We start from the raw sequence: 18,798 nt of genomic DNA, 5'->3' as shown, positions 1-18,798 counted from the left end.
GATGAACGCTGGTTTTGGTTTCTGGGATTTTGTGACATTGGCGGTTTTTATCGCTCTGGTCACCTTCGCGGTTCGGGCTGCCCGTTGGCTGGGTAACGCATCAGAGCGCCTGGTGATGATACTGGTCAGAGTCGGTTTGCACGGGGCTGCCAAAGCTGCGCTATGGCTTATCGGCTACGACCGCGCCACATACCGGAAATCACGAATGAGTTACTGGAATGCCGTAAGCGTTCGTTTTGCTTTGTTTTGGGGTGCCTTGATGGTATGGGCTGGATTGCTCCACTTTCTCAAAGAGGGGCGTACGATTAATGCGGTTTCACCTTACTGGGGTATCGGTGTCGCAGCGTTTGTTGCCCATCGTCTGCTTATGGCTCACTATGCGGATCAAAACGACCAGGCTGATCAAGATCAACGGGATTCAACAGAGGTATTCGATGATATGAATTCCAATGAAATGCGTCACAGTCGTAATTATAGCCAGCTTGTAAGAATGCGCCAATGGGATTATTTGGATGATCTTTTTCATATATGAGATTTTTTTTGTCCAATAATTCGCATATTCAGGGAATTTGTTTTTATCATTTACTAAATTTGTGAAAACGCTTTAATTTTAATTATTTATTTTTCTTCACTTTTATCTCTTTTTGTTATGTTCAACCGTACTCTTTTCTCTACAAAAAGGCTATTGTCGGTAGCCGCCCTGTTCACTGTTAGCAGCCTGGCCATGGCACAACAACCCGCGGCCGGTAATGGCGCTGCGGCACTCAGCTCAACCGCTACCACCATCCGGAGTTACGGTGTGGCCGCAAACACCATTGTACTGGCCATCGGTCTGATCATTGGTTTGGTTGGCGCTATTCGGGTGTATTCAAAATGGCACAATGGCGACCCTGACACGATGAAAGCGGTTACCGGCTGGTTTGGTGCAGCCTTATTTTTGATTGCAGTGGGCACGGTATTAACCGCCTTCTTCGGCGCGTAATCCATGCTGGAAATCAACAAAGGCATCGGAAAACCCGTAGAGCTGAAGGGTCTGAAAGGCACCTACCTCTACTTAGCAGTGGGGATTGTAGCGTGTAGTCTTTTTCTGGCGCTGATTCTCTACGGGCTCGATGTTAACACGTATCTGACCACCGTTATCGTACTTTCTCTTACCCTCGGCGGCGTCTGGTACTGTATGCGAATGTCGGCCAAGCATGGCATGTGGGGCCTTGTCAAACAGGAGGCTACCCGTTCTCAGCCGAAAGCAATCATCATTAATTCAGCCAAACCGTTCGCCAAACTCCGTGAAACTAAACGCCCGAACACTCGAAAAGGCACTTCCACTACTGGCCGTTGAAAACAACTGCCTGATCAGTAAACTGGCCGACGTTACGGTAGGCTTTCGCCTGTTACTTCCGGAAATCTTTACCCAGTCTCCCGAGGATTACCGAAGCCTGCACAGTGCCTTGTGCAAAGCCATTAAAATGCTGCCCGTCGGTACGGTGATTCATAAGCAGGACTGGTTTATGGAAGAAAAATACCAGGCTGATCAGGAGCATGATGACACCAGTTTTTTAACCCTTGCCTTTCAGCGGCATTTTATTGAACGTCCATTTCTGAATCATTACTGCTACCTCTACATCAGTAAACTTCCCAAATCCCGGCAAAAGCAGAAGAGCACGCGTCATTCATTAACCCGACGTCGGCTTGTCCCGAGGGAGCAGGTTGATCCGAAGGAATTGCAAAGCTTCTTTGATGCGGTCAGTCAGTTTGAACGGATTTTGCAGGATGGCGGCATTGCGGCTGAACGGTTGACGGATGATGATTTTGTCAGTGGGAAAGGGGATAGGGGTATTGTTCCGAACTACTTCCGATTACAACCCGACGGCCGGCGCAAGGTCACATTGGAAGACTGGGACATCGATGGCCACGTCCGGATAGGGGATAAGGAGGTGATGTGTTTTACCCTTTCTGACGTTGAAGCGCTTCCGCATATGGTTGACGTCATGGCTGGTTACGGCCCTCTATCTTCGGATAGCACCCAATTCGCGGTGGGTAATGTACTACCGGTGGGCCTGATGCTGCCCTGCAATCACATGTACAATCAGTACATCTGCATCGAAGATGGACCAGCGGCCCTTCGGGAATTTGAGCAGCAAACCCGGTACCTTAATTCGTTATCGATGTATTCCAACGAGAACGCAATCAATCGGGACTGGACGCAAAAATTTATTCAGGAAGCGATTACCGCGCAACGCACGGTTTGCCGATCACACTTCAACCTGATGGTTTGGACGGAAAAGCCGGAACAGATTGACTATCTGCGTTCCCGGGCCTCAGCCGCCATTGCCCAGTTGGATTGCCTTCCGAAACACAATACTCAGGATGCAGCCCGGCTTTTATGGGCGGGAATTCCGGGTAATGCCGGTGACCTTCCCCTGGATGATACGTTTTACACCTTCGTCGAGCAGGCGGTTTGCATGTTCAATCTGGAATCGTCTTACCGCAGCTCACTTTCCCCCTTCGGGATTCGGCTTTGTGACCGGTTCGGCAAACCGGTGTGGGTAGACCTGTCGGATGAACCAATGGAGCGGGGCTGGATTACGAACCGGAACAAGTTTATTATTGGCCCTTCCGGATCCGGGAAATCCTTCTTTACGAACCACATGGTTCGCCAGTATTACGAACAGGGAACGCACGTCCTGTTGGTCGATGTGGGTCACTCGTACCGCGGCCTCTGTGAGATGATCCACCGGAAAACGCGCGGACGGGATGGGGTGTATTTGACCTATGAGGAGGACAATCCAATTACGTTCAATCCTTTCTACGCTGAGGATGGTGTTTTTGGCATCGAAAAGAAGGAATCGATTAAAACGCTGCTGCTGACCCTCTGGAAGAAAGAAACCGAACAGTTTACCAGAACCGAAGAGGTTGCCCTATCAGATGCGGTCGAGCAGTATCTGAAGCTGATCAAAAAGACGCCTGGCAAAGGTAGCTTCAACGGCTTTTACGAATACTGCGACGATGAGAACGGATTTCGGGCTTACCTGACTGAGAAAAAGTACGAGAAGGACTATTTCGATGTGCAGAAGTTTCTATTGACCATGCAGCCTTTCTACAAAGGCGGTGAGTACGATTACCTGCTGAATTCCGATCTGAAAATTGATCTTCTCAACAAACGGTTCGTGGTTTTCGAGTTGGACAATATCAAAGATCACCCGATCCTGTACCCGGTGGTAACGCTGATCATCATGGAGACGTTTGTGGCCAAAATGCGCCGGCTAAAAGGGGTTCGGAAAATGATGCTGATTGAGGAGGCATGGAAAGCCATTGCCAAAGAAGGCATGGCCACTTACATCCAGTACCTGTTCAAGACCGTTCGGAAATACTTCGGAGAAGCGGTGATCGTCACGCAGGAGATTGATGATATCATCGGTAACCAAATCGTCAAAGATGCGGTCATCAACAACTCGGATTGTAAAATTCTGCTCGATCAAAGCAAATACCAGAACCGGTTCGATGAAGTCCGCCAACTGTTGGGTCTGACCGAAAAGCAAAAACAGCTCGTCCTGTCCGTCAATAAGGATCTGGACCCGATGCGCAAATACAAAGAGGTTTTTATTGCATTGGGGCACCGGTCCAAAGTCTATGCCACCGAGGTAAGTCTGGAGGAATATGCTGCCTACACCACGGAAGAAACCGAAAAGTACGAAGTGCAGCAACGTACCGTAGCCAATGGTGGAGACATTCAGGTTGCCATCGTGGATTTTGCAGATTCCAGACGGGCAAAGGCTTCAGTCTAACCGGTCCGTTTTCAAAGCAAATAAGATTTGGCTGTCAATCAAAGCTTTACAACCCCTGTCGTTTTTCAAAACAAACAAACTTTCTATCCGATCGGCAATGATTTTACTACAGGCAGCTCAGCCCGGCGCGGGAACCTACGTTGACTACGATTTTTACCGCAAGTTCGAGTCTTTCGAGGCATCGATCACGCAGGCGTATAAAGAAGTGCTCCAGGGCATGGGCAATTTTGGCGACGTCGCGGCTTCGATTGCCGGTATTGCCGCCAGCCTCTTCATTGGCTTTAAAATTCTGCGGCATCTGGCCTATGCGGAGGGAGTCGATGTATGGCCGCTGCTCAGACCCTTCGCCATTGGTTTTCTGGCACTCAATTTCACGATCGTTACCGATTTCATTGGCGCGTTGATCAAGCCGCTGGAAACGTCGACGCAAAACATGATCGATGTGCAGACCACCCGAATTCAGCAGATTGAAAACCTGCGTCAGCAAAAGATGCAACAGCGGTTAGCCGAGATGGATCAGAAACTGGATGAAATGAACGGTTGGCAGATCGGGCAGTACATGAGTCTGGTGGTCGAAAAATACCGACTGTATATCAATGAAGGATTCAATGACTTTCTAAAAAACCTGTTCTATGCCGTCTATTTAGCGGCCCGACTGGTGATTCTAACCGTCAGGGCCTTCTTTATGATTGTGCTGACGATGATTGGGCCACTGGCGTTTGCGATCGCCATTTTTACCGGGTTTCAGGATAGTCACCTTTTATGGATTGCCCGGTATGTGCAGGTATCGCTCTGGTTTCCCCTGGCCAACATTCTGGGAACGATTGTCACCTATTTACAAGGCAAGGTAATCGCTCTCCAGTATCTGGAATTGACCAATAATATCCCGGATGAGGCCCAAAGCGGGAAGATCATTTACATCGTGTTTATGATCATCGCTACGCTGGCCTACTTCACCATTCCAACCATTGCCAGCTACATCATTTCCTCTTCCGGAGTTGGCTCAGCCATGCAGCGAATATCCAGTATGAGCACCGCGATTTCAGCCGCTGCGGTGAGTGCGGCAATGCCGGCTGCATTGGGTACGGCCGGAATGGTTGGCAAGGGAGGTGTAGCCGCTGGAGGGATGGTGGCCGATGCTGCCAAGATGGGCTTAGGGGCGACGATTATGGCTGGTCAAGCGATGGGTCAACAGGCTCAGTGGTATGGCCGCGCGGCTCAGCACGAACTACGAAACATTACCGGTTCCAACAAACAATCTTCTTAACTCATGGCTCAGGATCAAACCTTTTTCAAATCCCTCCGCAATCTGGAGACCTCCTACCGGAACATCCGCATACTGTCGATCATCATCATTACCGCCTGCGTGATGATGACCATTGGCAGCCTGGTATTTGCTTACAAAGTCGATTCCGATGCGGATAGCCGGGTCTACGTGGTCGAGCAGGGCAAAACCCTGATTGCCGCCCTGAGAAAAGACGTTCGGGAGAATCGACCCGTTGAAGCCCGTGACCACATCCGGCGTTTCCACGAATTATTCTTCACGCTAGATCCGGATGGTAACAGCATCGAGGAGCACATCCGGGAGGCCCTGCCCTATGGGGATGAAAGCATTCAACGGCTGTATCTGGATACGAAAGAAAAGGGGTACTACAATAACCTGATTCAGGCCGCGGCTTCGCAGGAGATTCAGGTGGACAGCATCCGGCTTGATCTGAATCAGTATCCCTACCGGTTTCGCTCATTTGCCCGTCAGCAGATTATTCGCTTAACGAAGGTTACCACACGCCGGCTCATCACAGACGGCTACCTGCGGAATGTCAGCCGATCCGAGGTAAACCCACATGGTTTTCTCATTGAGCAACTGGATATCGTAGATAATTCGGACATCGAAGAACGGCTACGGCGATGAGACTATTAGGGAAAGCCATTATGGGCGTCGGCGCCTGGATTGCCGGGTTGTCCGATCGGGCTCGGCTTGGATTGACGGCCGGATTATTTTTTATACTGATTGGCTGGAGTGTCTATAAGCTGGCCACCGCCTGGCCGAAGTTACAGCAGCCGGCACCAAAGCTTAATCCGCAGGAAATTATTGAGCCCATGCAGCAGCTATTTAATCAGGTAAAGAATCCCAGTTCAAACCTCAGGCAGGATCGACACATCAGTCGACTGGACAGTTTGGCGAAAGAATACCTCAGCAAACAACCCCGGAAACGATGAACACGACCGCAACGCTCATCCCCAATTCTGATGAAGCATTTTATCACCAACGAAAAGCCTATTTGGTATTTCCCCTGATTGTATTCCCCTTTCTGGCTGGACTGTTTTACGTAAGCGGTGGCGGGAAAGGGATTCCGAAAGAACGGCAGGGGCAAGCCGCCCAATCAATTGGTTTTAATGCCAAAATTCCCACCGCTGAGAACTCCGAACTAAAGCGGCCATCGATTGGCCATTCCGTGGTGGGTAGTGCTGAGGGGCAAATGCTTTCGGAATTTTCCAATACACGGAAAGTTGAGGTCACCAACAGCCTGAGGGAGATACCGACGGATGAAATTCCAAATGAACGCGCAAATAACGCACAGCCGACCGCTGGTCTGTCAAATATAAGCGCTCAGCCCATGATTCAACCTGTAACGGCTCCAATACCCACTCAGCCAGTTAAAAGCCGCAGAGGGCGTAAATCGGCAAATTCTCAAGGATACCAATACCATCCCCCACAGCCCTATTATGTGGGAACGAATCAGACTGATCAGCAACTGGAGAATCAATTGAGCACGTATCACGCAAGCCGATCGGCAGGGCAGGTCCAGGCTCCTCAGCCTCGACCAAATGGAACAACTGCGGCTATGCCAGAAACGCCCGGTGTACCCAATCTGATTCAATTGGCGGATAACACAACGGCGTCAAGGTTGGCCGAACCTACTCCGGTTGTTGAAAACCCATTCAATACCGCCGAGGTCGGCACAACACGCCGGGAGTCTCAAAAAACGAGCCTGCAAAGTTCGGGATACAATAAACGGGCTGTGGCCACGATGATACCAGCGGTCATTCACGATGATCAGAGCGTGCGAGCTGGCCAGCCGGTGAAGCTGCGGCTAACCAAAGCGATTGTCGTCGATGGTATCAATGTGCCGGCTAATACCATTGTACACGCCATCTGTAAACCGGAAGGTGACCGAATTTTCCTGATTGTTCGCAGTCTCCAGCTCAACAGTCAGTTGATTCCGTTGGATCTGGAAGCGGTCGACCTCGACGGCGGTACCGGAGTCAACGCCCCGGGTCTTTCTGAACAATTGGGCGGCCAATTGAAGTCATCCGCCGTGCAGGGCGTTCAGGTGCCCACGGGTAGCGCCTTATTGAATACCGTTCTCAGTACTGCCCGATTCGGTGCTTCGTCGGCCGTCAGACAATCTACCATTCATTTGAAAGGTGGCTATCATCTTTACCTCAAATCAATCTAACACCATGAAACCACTACTCCTTTTTGGTCTATTACTGCTTTCTGCAGGAGCCGCGCGCGCGCAGATTGCCTATTCGCAGAGTCTGGATAAAAATACTTTTCAGACTTCCTATGCAATCAAGGTTAGCTCCAACAAAACCACTCACCTGATTTTTCCTTTTGAAATCAAGTATGCCGATCTGGGAAGTAAAGATTTGTTCGGTGAAGCGGTGGCCAGTGCCGGCAATGTCTTCCGGATAAAGGCTATAGGCCGTTCTTTTCTGGAAAGTAGTTTAACGGTCATTACGTCCGACGGCCGACTATTCAGCTTTCTGGTCAGCTATGAAGATAATCCGCTGGTTCTAACCTATGACCTGACCAAAGTAGGTATGGGCGCGGTTGTCCCCAAAACGGCCAAAGTAAGCACCGGTTCACCGGCTCGCCTGGCTGATCAACTCAATGGTTTAGGAGAGCGGGCTATGACTGCCAAACGTCGTATCAAGCACATTGGAACTGAGCAGCAGGGCATGAATATGCACTTGAAAAACATCCTCTACAAAGATGATGTGATGTTTCTGGTTTTGGGTCTGGACAATGATTCGAAACTGGATTACGACATGGATTTTATGCACGTATTTGTCTCTCAGTCCAAAAAAACGGGTGAAAGCTCCGTTGCTCAGGATGTGCCGATCGATCTGATCAAGGTTTTCAACACATCAGAAAACAGCGTGCCTCATCGCAAACAGATCACCAAAGTGATTGCCATAAGCCGGATGACCCTGGAGAAGGATCGTCGATTAATGGTCCAGGTCAATGAAAAGGAGGGAGGGCGTATGTTGACGCTACCCATCGGAACCGAAGAATTAGCCTCAGCTCGTCCGTTATGATCAAACGTTGGATTTTCGCGCTATTTATGACGGGCATCGGTACCGGTGCTTATGCCCAACTCCACCAAACTGGCCAGACTGCTGTCGAGGTATCTGTCGGTGCATTGGATGGCTTTCGTCTGCCCAAACAAGACAATTTTGGGTATTTCACCGGAATTGCCTTCAGTAAATACCATTCACGGTACCTCTACTGGAAAGCCGGGATTCACATGAATCAGAAAAGCTACGCTTACGATGCGGACCGCGTTCCCTTGCAGCAGTGGCTCGGTACCGCTGAAATTTATACCCGGATTTTAGGCCGCGTGAGTCAGTCGCTGATCATCAATGCCGGGATTGGTGCAGCAGGTGGCTATGAATCAGTGAACAGCGATCGCCGATCGGTAGAAGGGGCTATGATTGGAAACCGTTCAAAATGGGTGGTTGGTCCGACTGCGGCAATCGAAGCGGAATACCTGCTGACCGGCAATTTAATCCTGATCGCCCGGGTGAAAGAGCACTATCTGTTTCGATCATCAGTCATCAATACCCGGTTTAATGCCGGCGTGGGGATTAAAATCATTTTACCATCCAAAGACGACGAATGAAAAAGCTATTCACAAACTCTTACCACGGTAAGACTATTCATTTTTTTCTTTCTGTGCTTCTTTTGGCACTACCGGGCTGCCAATCGGAAAGTCTGGAAATAGTAGCCCCCTATAAAATCAAGCTCAATGTGGCGGCTGAAAGCAACGTGCCCAAGGTGGGGCAGTCGGTTTGGGTCGATCTGCAATTGGTAACGGATTCGTATTACTCCGAAACCGGTTATCAGCTTGTCTTTTTTCAGGAAACCGGCTTAGGTCGACTGAGACAGGATACGATACCCGTCCCTCAAAAGGTGGGTGTACCGCTTCCATTGGGCAAATCCCGCTGGATGTTCACCCCTGCCGCAGCGGGTGATTGTAAAGTTGTTTTAGTGGCCATGCAGGAGCGGGGTTATACCCGGCCTGACACGGTACGGCTGAATTTTCAAGTTAAACCTTAATCCCCATTCCCATGAAAAAGCTATTCACATTCCTTCTGATTGCCCTGATAGTGGCCATGGTGCCAGCCTCGGCTCAAATCAATATTTCCGGTGATGCCAACACGGAAGCCGCTGCCAAACTGGAAATCATTCGCATCATTCAGGAGCGGATTCAGAAAATGACCATTGCGGAAATTAACTCCCGGATCGTGGTTTCCAAAGGCGTAACGAATTACTACAAAGTGGATGAGATTCTGAAAATGCACACGGAGTTGTGGGGTCTAAGGTCAAAATACGTAAACATGGCCAGTGTTCTGGAACAAGGGAATTCGGGTTTTAGCGCTACAACCGGTAATGGGTTTTCGTTCAAGTACATGGAGCAGTATAATGGCGCTCTGGCGAAGGCTAAGGCAATTAAAGATCAACTTCAAACGGTTACCAAGTCCGGCAATATGATTCAGTTGCCGCCGTTGCCCGTTTTTAATATCTCTTTCGCTTCGAATAACGGATCGAATCCAGCTAATGACCTGGCACAGGCTATTAGTGATTTGATGGCTTCATATAACGTTTTGGCACCCGAAGACTGGGACAAGTTAGATGCAACAACCCGTCAGGAACTGGAAACGAAGGTAGCGCAGTTGAAAGATGAGCAGTACCGGCAAACCATGATAAAGGGCAACAGCAATGCCAGTAAACTCGTAACCCTTGTGGCCAACATCGTTGCCCCTGGTCTGGGAAACGTACTGGCCGGCGTGTCTTCCGGAAAGGCTGTTTCTACGCTTGTTGGCTATGTTGTTGATAACTTTCAGATGCCTACCGAGTTCTATACATCCGAAACATTGAAGCTAACCGATTCGGAGCGTATCAAAATCATCGATGAGCTACATATGCGGATGTCAGAAACCTATCAGCAGACTATTGCTCTGGGAGCCAATATGAGCAGTGAAGCCAAAAAGCGTTACGGTGAGATTACCGAGCAGCGTAACGATCTGATTCTGCATGGTCCTAAAAAGTAATTCATTGATTCGTATTTGTAGTTTCATTTAAAACCAATCGTATGAAAAAGGTCAGCATTTGGCTGGTGGGGTTGCTTTTTGTGGGATTGTCTGGCTGTAATAAGGAGCCGGAACCCGATCTACCCGCTTATTTGGTTATGCCTTCGAACCTGGCCAGCTATAAGGGATCAGGAAGGGTTTCGATAACTGGCGACCTTACCGTAAGTGCGGAAGGTCAGGAGCGTGTACAGGATGGCGGGAAGATATCGGGAGTGCAGGCTACGGCATCGGCAGGAGATGAGGTTTTTATCTATGCCACGTTTAATCAGCCTCGCAATTATGCCGAAAGTTCGATGGTTCCGTCTGAATTTCGTTCGAATGCGGTTCTGAGTATTATGAGAACCATCAGTGCCGGCACGTACCCGATGGGCACCTTAATGAAACCAAATCCCCGTGGTGAAATTTCGGACCTGGTGTTAAATCTACCTGGGCCACAACTTTACAATACCGAACAAGGCAGCTTAACCGTCGAATCTTCAACAATTATTCGTCAGGAAGGCACCTATTCGCTTTACCGGATCCGTGGCAATTTTAATGCAACACTGGGCGGGTATGGCACTGGTATCACCAATAAACACCCGCAGGTATCAGGCACGTTTGACGTGTTGGCTGTAGCCAGTAATTAGAGCTAATTTCCTCTATTTTAACGTTATACATTGAGCATGCTCCTTATAGAGCTTCTGCTCTGGGAGAGGTATGTCCTCTTGAAAAATGCGAGCTTAACGGTGGCGATACCATAAAGACCCAACATGGTCAGTTGATAACCTGAGATTTTTGTGGTGAGTGTATAGAGGTGCTGGCCAAAATCATTTATAAACACTACCCCCAATGTCAAATTTAAGTGGGTCATGACTGGCAATGAAAATCACATCCCCTTTAGCATCACTTACCGCAATATTTCCAGCCACAGTAATCGACTGATTCGAAAACACTACAGACACTCGAGGGCGCGACAAACAAAAGAATATTTGCGGGATGTGGGGCTAATGGTTCGTCAGACCCAAATCGAGGAGTTTCTTGCTTTTTAAGGTCGGTTGCATCTTTACCTGACCTCAATAATGTCACTCCATTTTGTGGTATAGCTGGGGGGCAGGTGGTCTTGTTTCATCTTCCAGGACTTATCGTAACCTTGAAGGCCGAGCCGAATTTTATCCCGGCCATACTTCCCGTTCAGCTTGTCAACCACTTGGCTGAGCTGGGCCTGCCGGGGATTGGGCGTGTCGCTATAGAGTAGCTGTTGCTGGTGGCCCTCCGGAACAATCTCATTGAGAATCAGACCGACCTCCTGGTAGTCATAACCGGTTTTATAAATAGACTTCAATACCGGTTCAGCATATTGCAATAGCTCCATGGTAGAACTGGAAGGATGCGGCAAGGTAATGGACTGGCTGGCTGAATGGTGTGGGCCAACTTTATCAAACCGGTTGGTGTGAATAAACACCGTAACGACACCAGCGGCCGAGGAATGCCGACGCAGTTTCTCGGATGCGCGGGCTAAATAAGTAGCCAGGGCTTCACACAGGGTTCCATAGCTCCAGACTTTACGGCCAAACGAAGGGGCAACGCAGATGGATTTCTTGTGGAGCGGTTCCGTATCCAGATCGCGGCACTGAATGCCCTGAAGCTCGTAGACCAGCCGTAGTCCCTCCACGGTCATAAACTGTTTGATCCAGTCGTGGGGCAGGCGGCTTAGTTCCAGGGCGGTTCGGATGCCGTTCTGTTTTAACAGGACTTCATACTGACGGCCGATGCCCCATAAATCACCCACCGGAAATTCTGCCAGAATGGATTCGCGCAATTCCGGATTATCCATCACAAAAACGCCCTGGTATTCGGGATGTTTTTTGGCGTGTCGGTTGGCTACTTTGGCCAGCGTCATGGTCTCTCCAATTCCAATCGATACCGGTATGCGGGTCCACTGATCAACGGTTTTGATCATCATTCTGGCCATGTCGGCGTGGCTGCCGTAAATCGACTCATAACCGGAGGCTGAAAAAAACAGCTCATCGATGCTATAGGGAAACGTGTGTTCCATGAAGCGGCCAATTGTATTGAATACCCGCCGGGACATATCACCAAAAAGCTCATAATTGCTGCTGAACACCTGGACGTTATAATCACTGACCTTTCTCTTGAGCTGAAACAAGGGCTGCCCCATTCGGATGCCGAGGGCTTTGGCTTCGTTCGAACGGGCGACGACACATTTATCATTGTTTGATAAAACAATAACCGGCTGTCCGATTAGTTTCGGGTTAAAACTTCGAATGCAGCTCACGTAGAAGTTATTGCAGTCTCCAATGCCGACCAGGTTCATACGGGCTTGACCAGGATGCGGGTGACGACTCCGAAGACTCGGAAATCATCCCCCGGGTGAATGTAAATGGGCAGGTATTTCGGATTGGAAGACTCCAGCACCACCATTTCGCCGACATAATGGATGCGCTTGACCGCATGTTCTCCATTAAGTATAACCACCACAATCTTGTCTTCGCTGGGCTCCTGCGAGCTGTCGACGATTAGGAAGTCTCCATCATCGATCCGATCACCAGACATGCTGTCACCCCGCACCCGGACAAAGTAGGTGGCATCTTCATTGGCAATGCAGAGATCATTCAGATCACAAACTTTGGTAATATAATGCTCCGACGAATTGGGAAATCCTGCCGAAACGTAAGAGGAAAATAAGGGGATTTTTAGCCGCTTGCCGATGGCGATACGGCGGATATCATCCAGACGGATGTGGTTTTCAAATTCGATCATGGTAGGATATTTTAACGTGCTCTGTGCAACTATAACACAAAAACTACCATAATACCAAAATACATGTAATAATTATATTATATTTTCGAGATAGCGGTACGTTATACGAAGGGAATGCGGGCTGTTTATTTTAGCTTTCGGGCGGGAAGACAGTATTGATGTACCGAATCTGTTCCTCTAATTCTTCCAGCGTCGGCTCGGTATCGTTTTTCCTCATTACGGTATTAATTAATTGTAGGTAAACATAAACGTAAGCTCCTGGCGGTCACAGGTACAAATCAGCGCGGCCGATGGAATGACTGTATAGCCAGGCCCATCCGATGTGTATTCAATGAAATACACGTCCGGATGATAGGCAAAGAAGTGTAGCATTTCGAAGGTTCTTTCGAACGAAGTTAGGCAATTTCTGAGCCAGAATAACTTAGTAATCAAGTTCTGAATAGCACAGATTTTGAAAAATAGCCGTCGGAACGAGTCAATTAACTTTAATCGACGAACCTCCGTTTTTATAAAATCCTTCCCATTGGAAAGGGGATAAAGGATACCCCGATTTTAATCAACTATTTTGTTTTTATGGCCGCAATACTTCGCTGATGCAACCGCATAACTTGCCTACCTTGAAACGGATAGCCCCTAAGTGTTTTTAAACCAAATTCATTCAATCGCTCAGCAATTGCCCCATACGTTTTTCTGATGGTTGGAATCAGAGTGGTGCGTCGCAACGGCGGGGGAGAAAGGTTTCTTTTCCGGCCAAAATTTATTGCTTTTTGAACCTTTCACCCCTCGATTTAAATGATGACCCTATTTTGGGTCAACAAGTCAGTTCATAAGTATATAGACGTTGGGTGTTGAACAAAACGCTCGTACTGCCGTGTCGGATCAAAATATTTTCGGCTTGTAGTCTTGACCGTGGACTATAGTCCACGGTTTATCTTTACCGAAAAAACATGAAACCAATGGTTTTCACCGGCCTGGCTTGTTGCTTTATCCGGCTTGGCCCAGACATCAAAGAAAATGGCATCCACAGCCCAGTTAAAAGAAAAAATCGCCCTGGCCTGCAAACTCACTGACCGGGAGCAGATTAAACGCATGAACGAACTGCATCAGACCATTTTTAGAAAAGTGGATAAAGCCCTCGAGAATAAGAACAGTTACAAATTGGTGTTCCAGGAACCGGATAGCAGTTTGAGCGGCCAGCTATTTGAGTTCATCAAATTTGAACAGCTATGCTGCCCCTGGCTAAACTTTCAACTGAACATCCAGCCGGGGGATGGCCCAATTACATTGGAAATGGGCAACTCGGCCGAAACCAAGGAAATGGTCAATCTGGTGATGGAAATTGATAAAATCGGAAAACCCCGCTGAATTCCGTATTTCCCCGGACGGTTACCGCTTGGGGTATCCTTTCGATTTCGGGTATTTTTTCTACCTTTATCCTTCTATCCATGCCGCAATTTTGAAACGGATCGCCTTCATACTGGCCTGTTACGTTTTGCTTTTATCGCTCTTACCGGCGGCAGGAGCAACGGGCTGGGTATCCGTTAAAAAAAGCTGCTCGCATTGCTGCCCTAAAAAGTCATCTTCTCCCAAAAAGGCAGCGGAAACCGCGCAGGCGGTTAATCCGTTTTACGGCTGCTCTCAATGTGCTGCGTCGGTTGTACCGGCAGGGTTTGTGTTTCTGCTCTTTCCCCAGGCTGTGGCACGTACTTTACCCATCTTGCAGTCAGCAATTGCCTACACAGCCCCTCATTTTGACTTCTGGCACCCGCCAAAAACGGCATTAGTCATATCGTAAACCAGCTTAACCACCTTTGATTAGGTGCCTGGTATGTCTTTGCATATTTTCCCAACACTGACCTATGAAATCAATTCATACGTGGCTGCTCCTATCCTTATTGGTGATAGGGCAGGCCAGTATTGCCCAGCGCATGCCGGTCATAAAATATCCCGCTTTGGAGCGGTTATTGACCCGACCGACCGATACGGTTCTCGTGGTTAATTTCTGGGCTACCTGGTGCGCTCCCTGCGTGGCGGAACTGCCGTATTTTGAACAGCTATCGGCGGCTCATGCCACCGACAAAGTAAAAGTGATTCTGGTCAACCTGGATGGGATCGGGCAGCTCGTCAAAAAGGTGCAACCATTCATTGCCAGAACCGGCATAAAATCGCCGGAAATGCTTTTGCTCGATGAGCCTGACTACAATAGCTGGATCGGCAAAGTTTCGCCCGATTGGTCGGGTGCATTACCCTTTACGCTGATTATCGATCCCAGCCGGAAACAGCGAAAAACCTTTGAAAAAGGGCTTACCCTGGCCGAGCTGGAAACCGAATTGCGGCCGTTCATTCAATAAATTATCAAACGATCAAATTCATTATGAGAAAGCCATTTTTTTTAAGTGTCATCGGCCTGATATTATTGACCCTGTCGGGTTTTGTAACACCACCACAAGGTTACCAGGTGGGCGATAAAGCCATGCTTTTTAAGCTCAAGAATGTAGACGGCAAAATGGTGGCCCTGGGTGATGCTTCGGCAACGAAAGGGTACATTGTCGTTTTTACCTGCAATACGTGTCCGGTCGCTCAAGCCTATGAAAATCGCATGATGGCGCTGAACCACCAGTATGCCGCGAAGGGCTACCCGGTCATTGCGATCAATGCCAATGACGGGACGCTCTCACCAGGTGATAGCTTTGACGAAATGAAAAAGCGGAGTGCCAGCAAGGGCTACGCTTTTCCCTATTTGCTCGATGAGACGCAGGAAGTTGCCAAAACCTATGGCGCTCGCAGCACACCCACGGTTTACGTGGTGAAGCGTACCGGCTCTGATTTTATCGTCAGCTACATTGGAGCGATCGATAACAATCGGGACAATCCATCCGAAGCGGGCGAAAAATACGTCCAGAAGGCTGTGGATGCTCTCCTGGCGGGTAAACCAGTAGAAACACCGACCGTTAAAGCCATCGGCTGCGGTATTCGATGGAAGCAGGCTTAAATCATTGACGCTCTGGAAAGCGGAATGTCCTAATGACGGGACATTCCGCTTTTTGTGGTTCTGCTATTTTCTGGGGGCATAGTAGATAATACAGACCCCGACCAGGGCAATCAGCGCGCCGATCAGGTCGTATTTATCCGGCTTGAAACCATCCACCTTCCACGCCCAGATTAGGGCCATGACAATGAAGATTCCGCCATAGGTGGCATACACCCGGCCGAATCCCGCTGGTTGCCAGGTAGCGACGACTCCATAAAGTGCCAGGATGATACCGCCCAAAATCCCATACCAAAGTGGCTTGTCTTCTTTCAGCCAAAGCCACACCAGATAGCCCCCGCCGATCTCACAGAGACCCGCCAAAACGAAAACTGATAAGGATTTTAAAACGATCATAAGGGACATTTTAGCCAACAGTCGTTTGATCGACTCGGATTTGTTTAGGGTTGCAATTGCAAGCGGTGGAACAGACCGCTCCAGTCGTCTTTTTTCTCAGCCGCACCAGCAAAAAAAACACGACGCCCACGCCCAGCAATAGGATGGCAAGGCTTTCCAACCAAGTGGCCAGTGACGCCAGCACGGCAACACCAATCAGTGGGCCGAGAATCGGCAACGAGCAGCAGACACCGCAGGCAAAGATACTCAACCCGCCTAACCAGACACTTTTTCTATTTTTCATGGGTTCTTATTTTAAATTTTAGCAAAGCTAAACCGTGGAGTATAGGCCACGGTTAGTAGCCAGAACCAAAAAAATTTCATCATGTTGATCGGCGAATTATCCAAGCAAACCGGCCTATCCCGCGATACGATCCGGTTCTACGAAAAACAGGGACTCATTCCGGTGGGCCGGAAAGAAAGACGGTTCAATAATTACAAAGAATATACAGCCATCACCGTCGAGCGACTGCAACAAATCAAGCGGATCAAAGCATTTGGTTTCACCCTGAATGAAACGGCCGAATTTCTGGATATGATCGAGATGAACCAGGCTTCCTGCGGAAACGTGTCAGAGAAGATTGCGGATAAAGTCGCTTTGATCGATCAGAAAATTGCTCAGCTTCAGGAAATTAAAACGCTCATGACAAATAGTGTGGAAAAATGTTTGCAAGACTGCGCTCCAGCCAATCCGGATGAAAATTGTCCCATATTAACGTCCGATACCTTCGCTGAACAAAGTCAGGTTAAAAACGGGTCAATGCGCGTTGGGTATTGAGGAAGACTGAAAGAGCTTTTAACCTGACTTAGTTCTGTGCTGGTCTTGCGCCCTTCGTATGCAGCCAATCAACCAAACTATTGGCTCCCTGACGCTGAGCGGCATCTAAAGGGGTCAGATTTTCCCATTCCGGTATCCAGTTTAAGTTAGCCCCTTGGCCAAGAAGATATGCAGCGGTGCTTTTTTGGCCGCCGTGGCACGCCCCCCAAAAAGCATGATTTACGGCTTCTGCTTCTGGTTTTGAATCTCCATTGAAATAGCTTTCAACGCGATCCATTAGGCCTAGTGTCGCAGCATCAGCAAGTGTCGTTTGTGCTCCACGTTCAACCAGACGATGCGCGGCTTTCCATTGTGCGAAAGCTCTGGCATCCGCCAGCGGAGTTCCCCCGCCGATAACTGCCCCTGGTGCTTCAATATTGGCACCAGCATCAATCAATGCATCAATGGCCTCAATGTCATCACTACTGGCTGCCCAATGCAACGGCGTCTCAATATGAGGGCCAATAAACTGAGCATTTACATCCGCCCCAGCTTCAATCAGCATGGCTATCGTTCTCGCCACATTGGGGAAGTGACCGGGCCAATCCGTTGCGACATGAAGGAGTGTACGAGACATACCGCAAGAATCATCATCGCCAAGCCAGGCTTGGGATAGTCCTGGATGTTCAACTAACAAACGGCTGAGTTCCTGAAGATTGCCCGTTTGAATGGCTTTGACTACCGCAATGGCTAGTGGTTCCTCGGTATCGATATAGACCATGATTATTTAAGCACAGCAACTTTTCCCGATCTGTAGGGGAGGGCACTTCACCGGACTATACGAGCAGAACACGCAGCAATCTCCCGCCAGTGGCTTTAATAAGACGGTACAGCCCGGACACTGATAGAAGTACATGCAGGCATCCAGGGGCATCGTTTCCTGCTGCTGATGTTCACAATTTGGGCAAGTGATAACGGCTTCGGTGATAACGAACATAATCAAAGAATTCTAGTACTCGTGGCTTTGTAGCCGGTCGCATCGACAGCCTTTTTAATTTCCGACAATGATGTATTGCTCCCGTCGTATTTCACGGTAGCGTTCCCTTTTTGATACGACACATCCACGGAGACAATGCCTTTTAACTTGTTGACCTCCTGTTTGACGTGATGCTCGCAGCCTTCGCATGTCATGCCTTTGATGCTTACAAAGGCCGTTTGGGGAGCCGATGTGATTGATTGTAGTTTGGGTGTGTTGTCTTGAAAGATTAACCCGGAATAGCTGGGAAAGGTTAACAGCAACAGAGCGGCCAGGGTCGTACCGCTTAGAAATATTTTCGTCTGCATAAAGGTCTTTTTTTGTGATTCACAGCCGCAGGAATCCACGGGTTGGGATTTCAATTGCTGATACCAGGCAAATCCCAGCAGGCTGATAGTGAACACCAGCAGATAGGGTCGTAATGGTTCCAGCCAGGCAAATGAGCCTGCTAGGCTACTGGTCCCAGCCAACAGGGCCAACGCGGGGGCAATACAACAAAGCGATGATGCAACAGCCGCAAAAATGCCGACAAATAACGATGCAGTTTTCATAGTCACTAAGGTACAAAATCTGAGCGAGCAAACCCCTCTTTGGGTTAAACAGACGCTCCAATTCAGCACAATTGAAAGCGCTAAGTTAGTCCCAAATGGATCTG

The 18,798-nt window shown here is 48.9% G+C and carries 25 protein-coding genes; 18 read left to right on the top strand and 7 right to left on the bottom strand.

Annotated features, from left to right (window positions below; genetic code table 11):
- The first annotated feature begins 1 nt into the window (after position 1).
- The 13 genes from FH871_RS29145 (at position 2) to FH871_RS29085 (ending at position 10,792) form a co-directional block, all read left to right on the top strand.
- Complete coding sequence (locus FH871_RS29145) at positions 2-532, top strand: hypothetical protein (protein ID WP_114408553.1); 531 nt, start codon at positions 2-4, stop codon at positions 530-532.
- A 117-nt stretch (positions 533-649) separates the two neighbouring features.
- On the top strand, positions 650-982 hold the full coding sequence (locus FH871_RS29140; protein ID WP_114408552.1) for a DUF4134 domain-containing protein: 333 nt from the start codon (positions 650-652) through the stop codon (positions 980-982).
- Between the two features lie 3 nt (positions 983-985).
- A complete protein-coding gene (locus tag FH871_RS33840; protein WP_114408551.1) occupies positions 986-1,339 on the top strand; it encodes a DUF4133 domain-containing protein in 354 nt (117 codons plus the stop codon).
- Entirely contained in the window at positions 1,287-3,785 is a 2,499-nt protein-coding gene (locus tag FH871_RS29130; protein WP_229312281.1) for a TraG family conjugative transposon ATPase, read from the top strand. The genes FH871_RS33840 and FH871_RS29130 overlap by 53 nt, the downstream gene beginning before the upstream one ends.
- A 97-nt stretch (positions 3,786-3,882) precedes the next feature.
- Positions 3,883-5,052 carry a hypothetical protein gene (locus FH871_RS29125; protein ID WP_165841016.1) on the top strand — a complete coding sequence of 390 codons (1,170 nt, stop codon included), beginning with the start codon at positions 3,883-3,885 and terminating at the stop codon, positions 5,050-5,052.
- Between the two features lie 3 nt (positions 5,053-5,055).
- Positions 5,056-5,697, top strand: a complete 642-nt coding sequence (gene traK / locus FH871_RS29120) for a conjugative transposon protein TraK (protein ID WP_114408548.1) — start codon at positions 5,056-5,058, stop codon at positions 5,695-5,697.
- Positions 5,694-6,005, top strand: coding sequence for a hypothetical protein (locus FH871_RS29115; protein ID WP_133299931.1), 312 nt, complete (start codon positions 5,694-5,696; stop codon positions 6,003-6,005). The genes traK and FH871_RS29115 overlap by 4 nt, the downstream gene beginning before the upstream one ends.
- Positions 6,002-7,246 (top strand): conjugative transposon protein TraM, encoded by a 1,245-nt coding sequence (gene traM, locus FH871_RS29110; protein WP_114408546.1) that lies wholly within the window; start codon positions 6,002-6,004, stop codon positions 7,244-7,246. The genes FH871_RS29115 and traM overlap by 4 nt, the downstream gene beginning before the upstream one ends.
- A 4-nt stretch (positions 7,247-7,250) precedes the next feature.
- Entirely contained in the window at positions 7,251-8,111 is an 861-nt protein-coding gene (gene traN, locus FH871_RS29105; protein ID WP_114408545.1) for a conjugative transposon protein TraN, read from the top strand.
- Positions 8,108-8,695 (top strand): conjugal transfer protein TraO, encoded by a 588-nt coding sequence (locus FH871_RS29100; protein WP_114408544.1) that lies wholly within the window; start codon positions 8,108-8,110, stop codon positions 8,693-8,695. Before traN ends, FH871_RS29100 begins: the two co-directional genes overlap by 4 nt.
- Positions 8,692-9,132, top strand: coding sequence for a TraQ conjugal transfer family protein (locus FH871_RS29095; RefSeq protein WP_114408543.1), 441 nt, complete (start codon positions 8,692-8,694; stop codon positions 9,130-9,132). Before FH871_RS29100 ends, FH871_RS29095 begins: the two co-directional genes overlap by 4 nt.
- Positions 9,133-9,143: 11 nt before the next feature.
- Complete coding sequence (locus FH871_RS29090; protein ID WP_114408542.1) at positions 9,144-10,127, top strand: hypothetical protein; 984 nt, start codon at positions 9,144-9,146, stop codon at positions 10,125-10,127.
- A 41-nt stretch (positions 10,128-10,168) separates the two neighbouring features.
- Positions 10,169-10,792 carry a hypothetical protein gene (locus FH871_RS29085; protein ID WP_114408541.1) on the top strand — a complete coding sequence of 208 codons (624 nt, stop codon included), beginning with the start codon at positions 10,169-10,171 and terminating at the stop codon, positions 10,790-10,792.
- A 416-nt stretch (positions 10,793-11,208) separates the two neighbouring features.
- Here the strand turns inward: FH871_RS29085 and FH871_RS29080 are convergent, their stop codons facing one another.
- Positions 11,209-12,480: a Y-family DNA polymerase gene (locus FH871_RS29080; RefSeq protein ID WP_229312280.1), complete on the bottom strand. Its 1,272-nt coding sequence runs from the start codon at positions 12,478-12,480 to the stop codon at positions 11,209-11,211.
- Positions 12,477-12,926, bottom strand: a complete 450-nt coding sequence (locus tag FH871_RS29075) for a LexA family transcriptional regulator (RefSeq protein WP_114408540.1) — start codon at positions 12,924-12,926, stop codon at positions 12,477-12,479. Before FH871_RS29075 ends, FH871_RS29080 begins: the two co-directional genes overlap by 4 nt.
- Positions 12,927-13,940: 1,014 nt before the next feature.
- On the opposite strand from FH871_RS29075, the gene FH871_RS29070 reads away from it, so the two are divergent.
- The 4 genes from FH871_RS29070 to FH871_RS29055 all read left to right on the top strand — a co-directional run bounded on the left by FH871_RS29070 (position 13,941) and on the right by FH871_RS29055 (position 15,918).
- Positions 13,941-14,291 (top strand): hypothetical protein, encoded by a 351-nt coding sequence (locus tag FH871_RS29070; protein WP_114408539.1) that lies wholly within the window; start codon positions 13,941-13,943, stop codon positions 14,289-14,291.
- A complete protein-coding gene (locus tag FH871_RS29065) occupies positions 14,266-14,721 on the top strand; it encodes a hypothetical protein (protein ID WP_133299930.1) in 456 nt (151 codons plus the stop codon). Before FH871_RS29070 ends, FH871_RS29065 begins: the two co-directional genes overlap by 26 nt.
- Before the next feature lie 64 nt (positions 14,722-14,785).
- Positions 14,786-15,277, top strand: a complete 492-nt coding sequence (locus FH871_RS29060) for a TlpA disulfide reductase family protein (RefSeq protein WP_114408538.1) — start codon at positions 14,786-14,788, stop codon at positions 15,275-15,277.
- A gap of 23 nt (positions 15,278-15,300) precedes the next feature.
- Positions 15,301-15,918, top strand: coding sequence for a thioredoxin family protein (locus tag FH871_RS29055; protein WP_114408537.1), 618 nt, complete (start codon positions 15,301-15,303; stop codon positions 15,916-15,918).
- A 63-nt stretch (positions 15,919-15,981) separates the two neighbouring features.
- On the opposite strand, the gene FH871_RS29050 is transcribed toward FH871_RS29055, so the two are convergent.
- Together FH871_RS29050 and FH871_RS29045 are read right to left on the bottom strand one after the other, a co-directional pair.
- Entirely contained in the window at positions 15,982-16,320 is a 339-nt protein-coding gene (locus FH871_RS29050; RefSeq protein ID WP_305036584.1) for a YnfA family protein, read from the bottom strand.
- Between the two features lies 1 nt (position 16,321).
- Positions 16,322-16,594, bottom strand: coding sequence for a hypothetical protein (locus tag FH871_RS29045; RefSeq protein WP_133299929.1), 273 nt, complete (start codon positions 16,592-16,594; stop codon positions 16,322-16,324).
- An 81-nt stretch (positions 16,595-16,675) separates the two neighbouring features.
- Between FH871_RS29045 and FH871_RS29040 the strand changes: the two genes are divergently transcribed.
- Positions 16,676-17,128, top strand: a complete 453-nt coding sequence (locus FH871_RS29040; RefSeq protein ID WP_114408534.1) for a MerR family transcriptional regulator — start codon at positions 16,676-16,678, stop codon at positions 17,126-17,128.
- Between the two features lie 28 nt (positions 17,129-17,156).
- Here the strand turns inward: FH871_RS29040 and FH871_RS29035 are convergent, their stop codons facing one another.
- From FH871_RS29035 to merTP, 3 genes are read right to left on the bottom strand one after another with little or no spacing between them, the layout of a single operon-like run.
- The gene (locus FH871_RS29035) at positions 17,157-17,888 is read right to left on the bottom strand and encodes an ankyrin repeat domain-containing protein (RefSeq protein ID WP_114408533.1); all 732 of its coding nucleotides are present in this window, start codon (positions 17,886-17,888) and stop codon (positions 17,157-17,159) included.
- A gap of 6 nt (positions 17,889-17,894) precedes the next feature.
- Positions 17,895-18,104, bottom strand: coding sequence for a GDCCVxC domain-containing (seleno)protein (locus tag FH871_RS33835; protein ID WP_114408532.1), 210 nt, complete (start codon positions 18,102-18,104; stop codon positions 17,895-17,897).
- Positions 18,105-18,106: 2 nt separating this feature from the next.
- Complete coding sequence (gene merTP, locus FH871_RS29025) at positions 18,107-18,694, bottom strand: mercuric transport protein MerTP (RefSeq protein WP_114408531.1); 588 nt, start codon at positions 18,692-18,694, stop codon at positions 18,107-18,109.
- Positions 18,695-18,798: the final 104 nt, after the last annotated feature.

It is taken from the genome of Larkinella sp. C7 (assembly GCF_006149005.1).
Classification (GTDB): Bacteria; Bacteroidota; Bacteroidia; order Cytophagales; family Spirosomataceae; genus Larkinella.
The sequence above is the reverse complement of the archived record's forward strand: the minus strand, read 5'-3'. Positions and strand labels throughout refer to the sequence as shown.

Coding starts and splice junctions, on each gene's coding strand:
- FH871_RS33840 (WP_114408551.1), top strand. CDS start 986: ATGCTGGAAATCAACAAAGGCATCGGAAAACCCGTAGAGCTGAAGGGT.
- FH871_RS29035 (WP_114408533.1), bottom strand. CDS start 17,888: ATGGTCTATATCGATACCGAGGAACCACTAGCCATTGCGGTAGTCAAA.
- FH871_RS29040 (WP_114408534.1), top strand. CDS start 16,676: ATGTTGATCGGCGAATTATCCAAGCAAACCGGCCTATCCCGCGATACG.
- merTP (WP_114408531.1), bottom strand. CDS start 18,694: ATGAAAACTGCATCGTTATTTGTCGGCATTTTTGCGGCTGTTGCATCA.
- traK (WP_114408548.1), top strand. CDS start 5,056: ATGGCTCAGGATCAAACCTTTTTCAAATCCCTCCGCAATCTGGAGACC.
- FH871_RS33835 (WP_114408532.1), bottom strand. CDS start 18,104: ATGTTCGTTATCACCGAAGCCGTTATCACTTGCCCAAATTGTGAACAT.
- traM (WP_114408546.1), top strand. CDS start 6,002: ATGAACACGACCGCAACGCTCATCCCCAATTCTGATGAAGCATTTTAT.
- FH871_RS29080 (WP_229312280.1), bottom strand. CDS start 12,480: ATGAACCTGGTCGGCATTGGAGACTGCAATAACTTCTACGTGAGCTGC.
- FH871_RS29095 (WP_114408543.1), top strand. CDS start 8,692: ATGAAAAAGCTATTCACAAACTCTTACCACGGTAAGACTATTCATTTT.
- FH871_RS29070 (WP_114408539.1), top strand. CDS start 13,941: ATGGCATCCACAGCCCAGTTAAAAGAAAAAATCGCCCTGGCCTGCAAA.
- FH871_RS29125 (WP_165841016.1), top strand. CDS start 3,883: ATGATTTTACTACAGGCAGCTCAGCCCGGCGCGGGAACCTACGTTGAC.
- FH871_RS29045 (WP_133299929.1), bottom strand. CDS start 16,594: ATGAAAAATAGAAAAAGTGTCTGGTTAGGCGGGTTGAGTATCTTTGCC.
- FH871_RS29145 (WP_114408553.1), top strand. CDS start 2: ATGAACGCTGGTTTTGGTTTCTGGGATTTTGTGACATTGGCGGTTTTT.
- FH871_RS29100 (WP_114408544.1), top strand. CDS start 8,108: ATGATCAAACGTTGGATTTTCGCGCTATTTATGACGGGCATCGGTACC.
- FH871_RS29060 (WP_114408538.1), top strand. CDS start 14,786: ATGAAATCAATTCATACGTGGCTGCTCCTATCCTTATTGGTGATAGGG.
- traN (WP_114408545.1), top strand. CDS start 7,251: ATGAAACCACTACTCCTTTTTGGTCTATTACTGCTTTCTGCAGGAGCC.
- FH871_RS29055 (WP_114408537.1), top strand. CDS start 15,301: ATGAGAAAGCCATTTTTTTTAAGTGTCATCGGCCTGATATTATTGACC.
- FH871_RS29140 (WP_114408552.1), top strand. CDS start 650: ATGTTCAACCGTACTCTTTTCTCTACAAAAAGGCTATTGTCGGTAGCC.
- FH871_RS29090 (WP_114408542.1), top strand. CDS start 9,144: ATGAAAAAGCTATTCACATTCCTTCTGATTGCCCTGATAGTGGCCATG.
- FH871_RS29115 (WP_133299931.1), top strand. CDS start 5,694: ATGAGACTATTAGGGAAAGCCATTATGGGCGTCGGCGCCTGGATTGCC.
- FH871_RS29085 (WP_114408541.1), top strand. CDS start 10,169: ATGAAAAAGGTCAGCATTTGGCTGGTGGGGTTGCTTTTTGTGGGATTG.
- FH871_RS29075 (WP_114408540.1), bottom strand. CDS start 12,926: ATGATCGAATTTGAAAACCACATCCGTCTGGATGATATCCGCCGTATC.
- FH871_RS29050 (WP_305036584.1), bottom strand. CDS start 16,320: ATGTCCCTTATGATCGTTTTAAAATCCTTATCAGTTTTCGTTTTGGCG.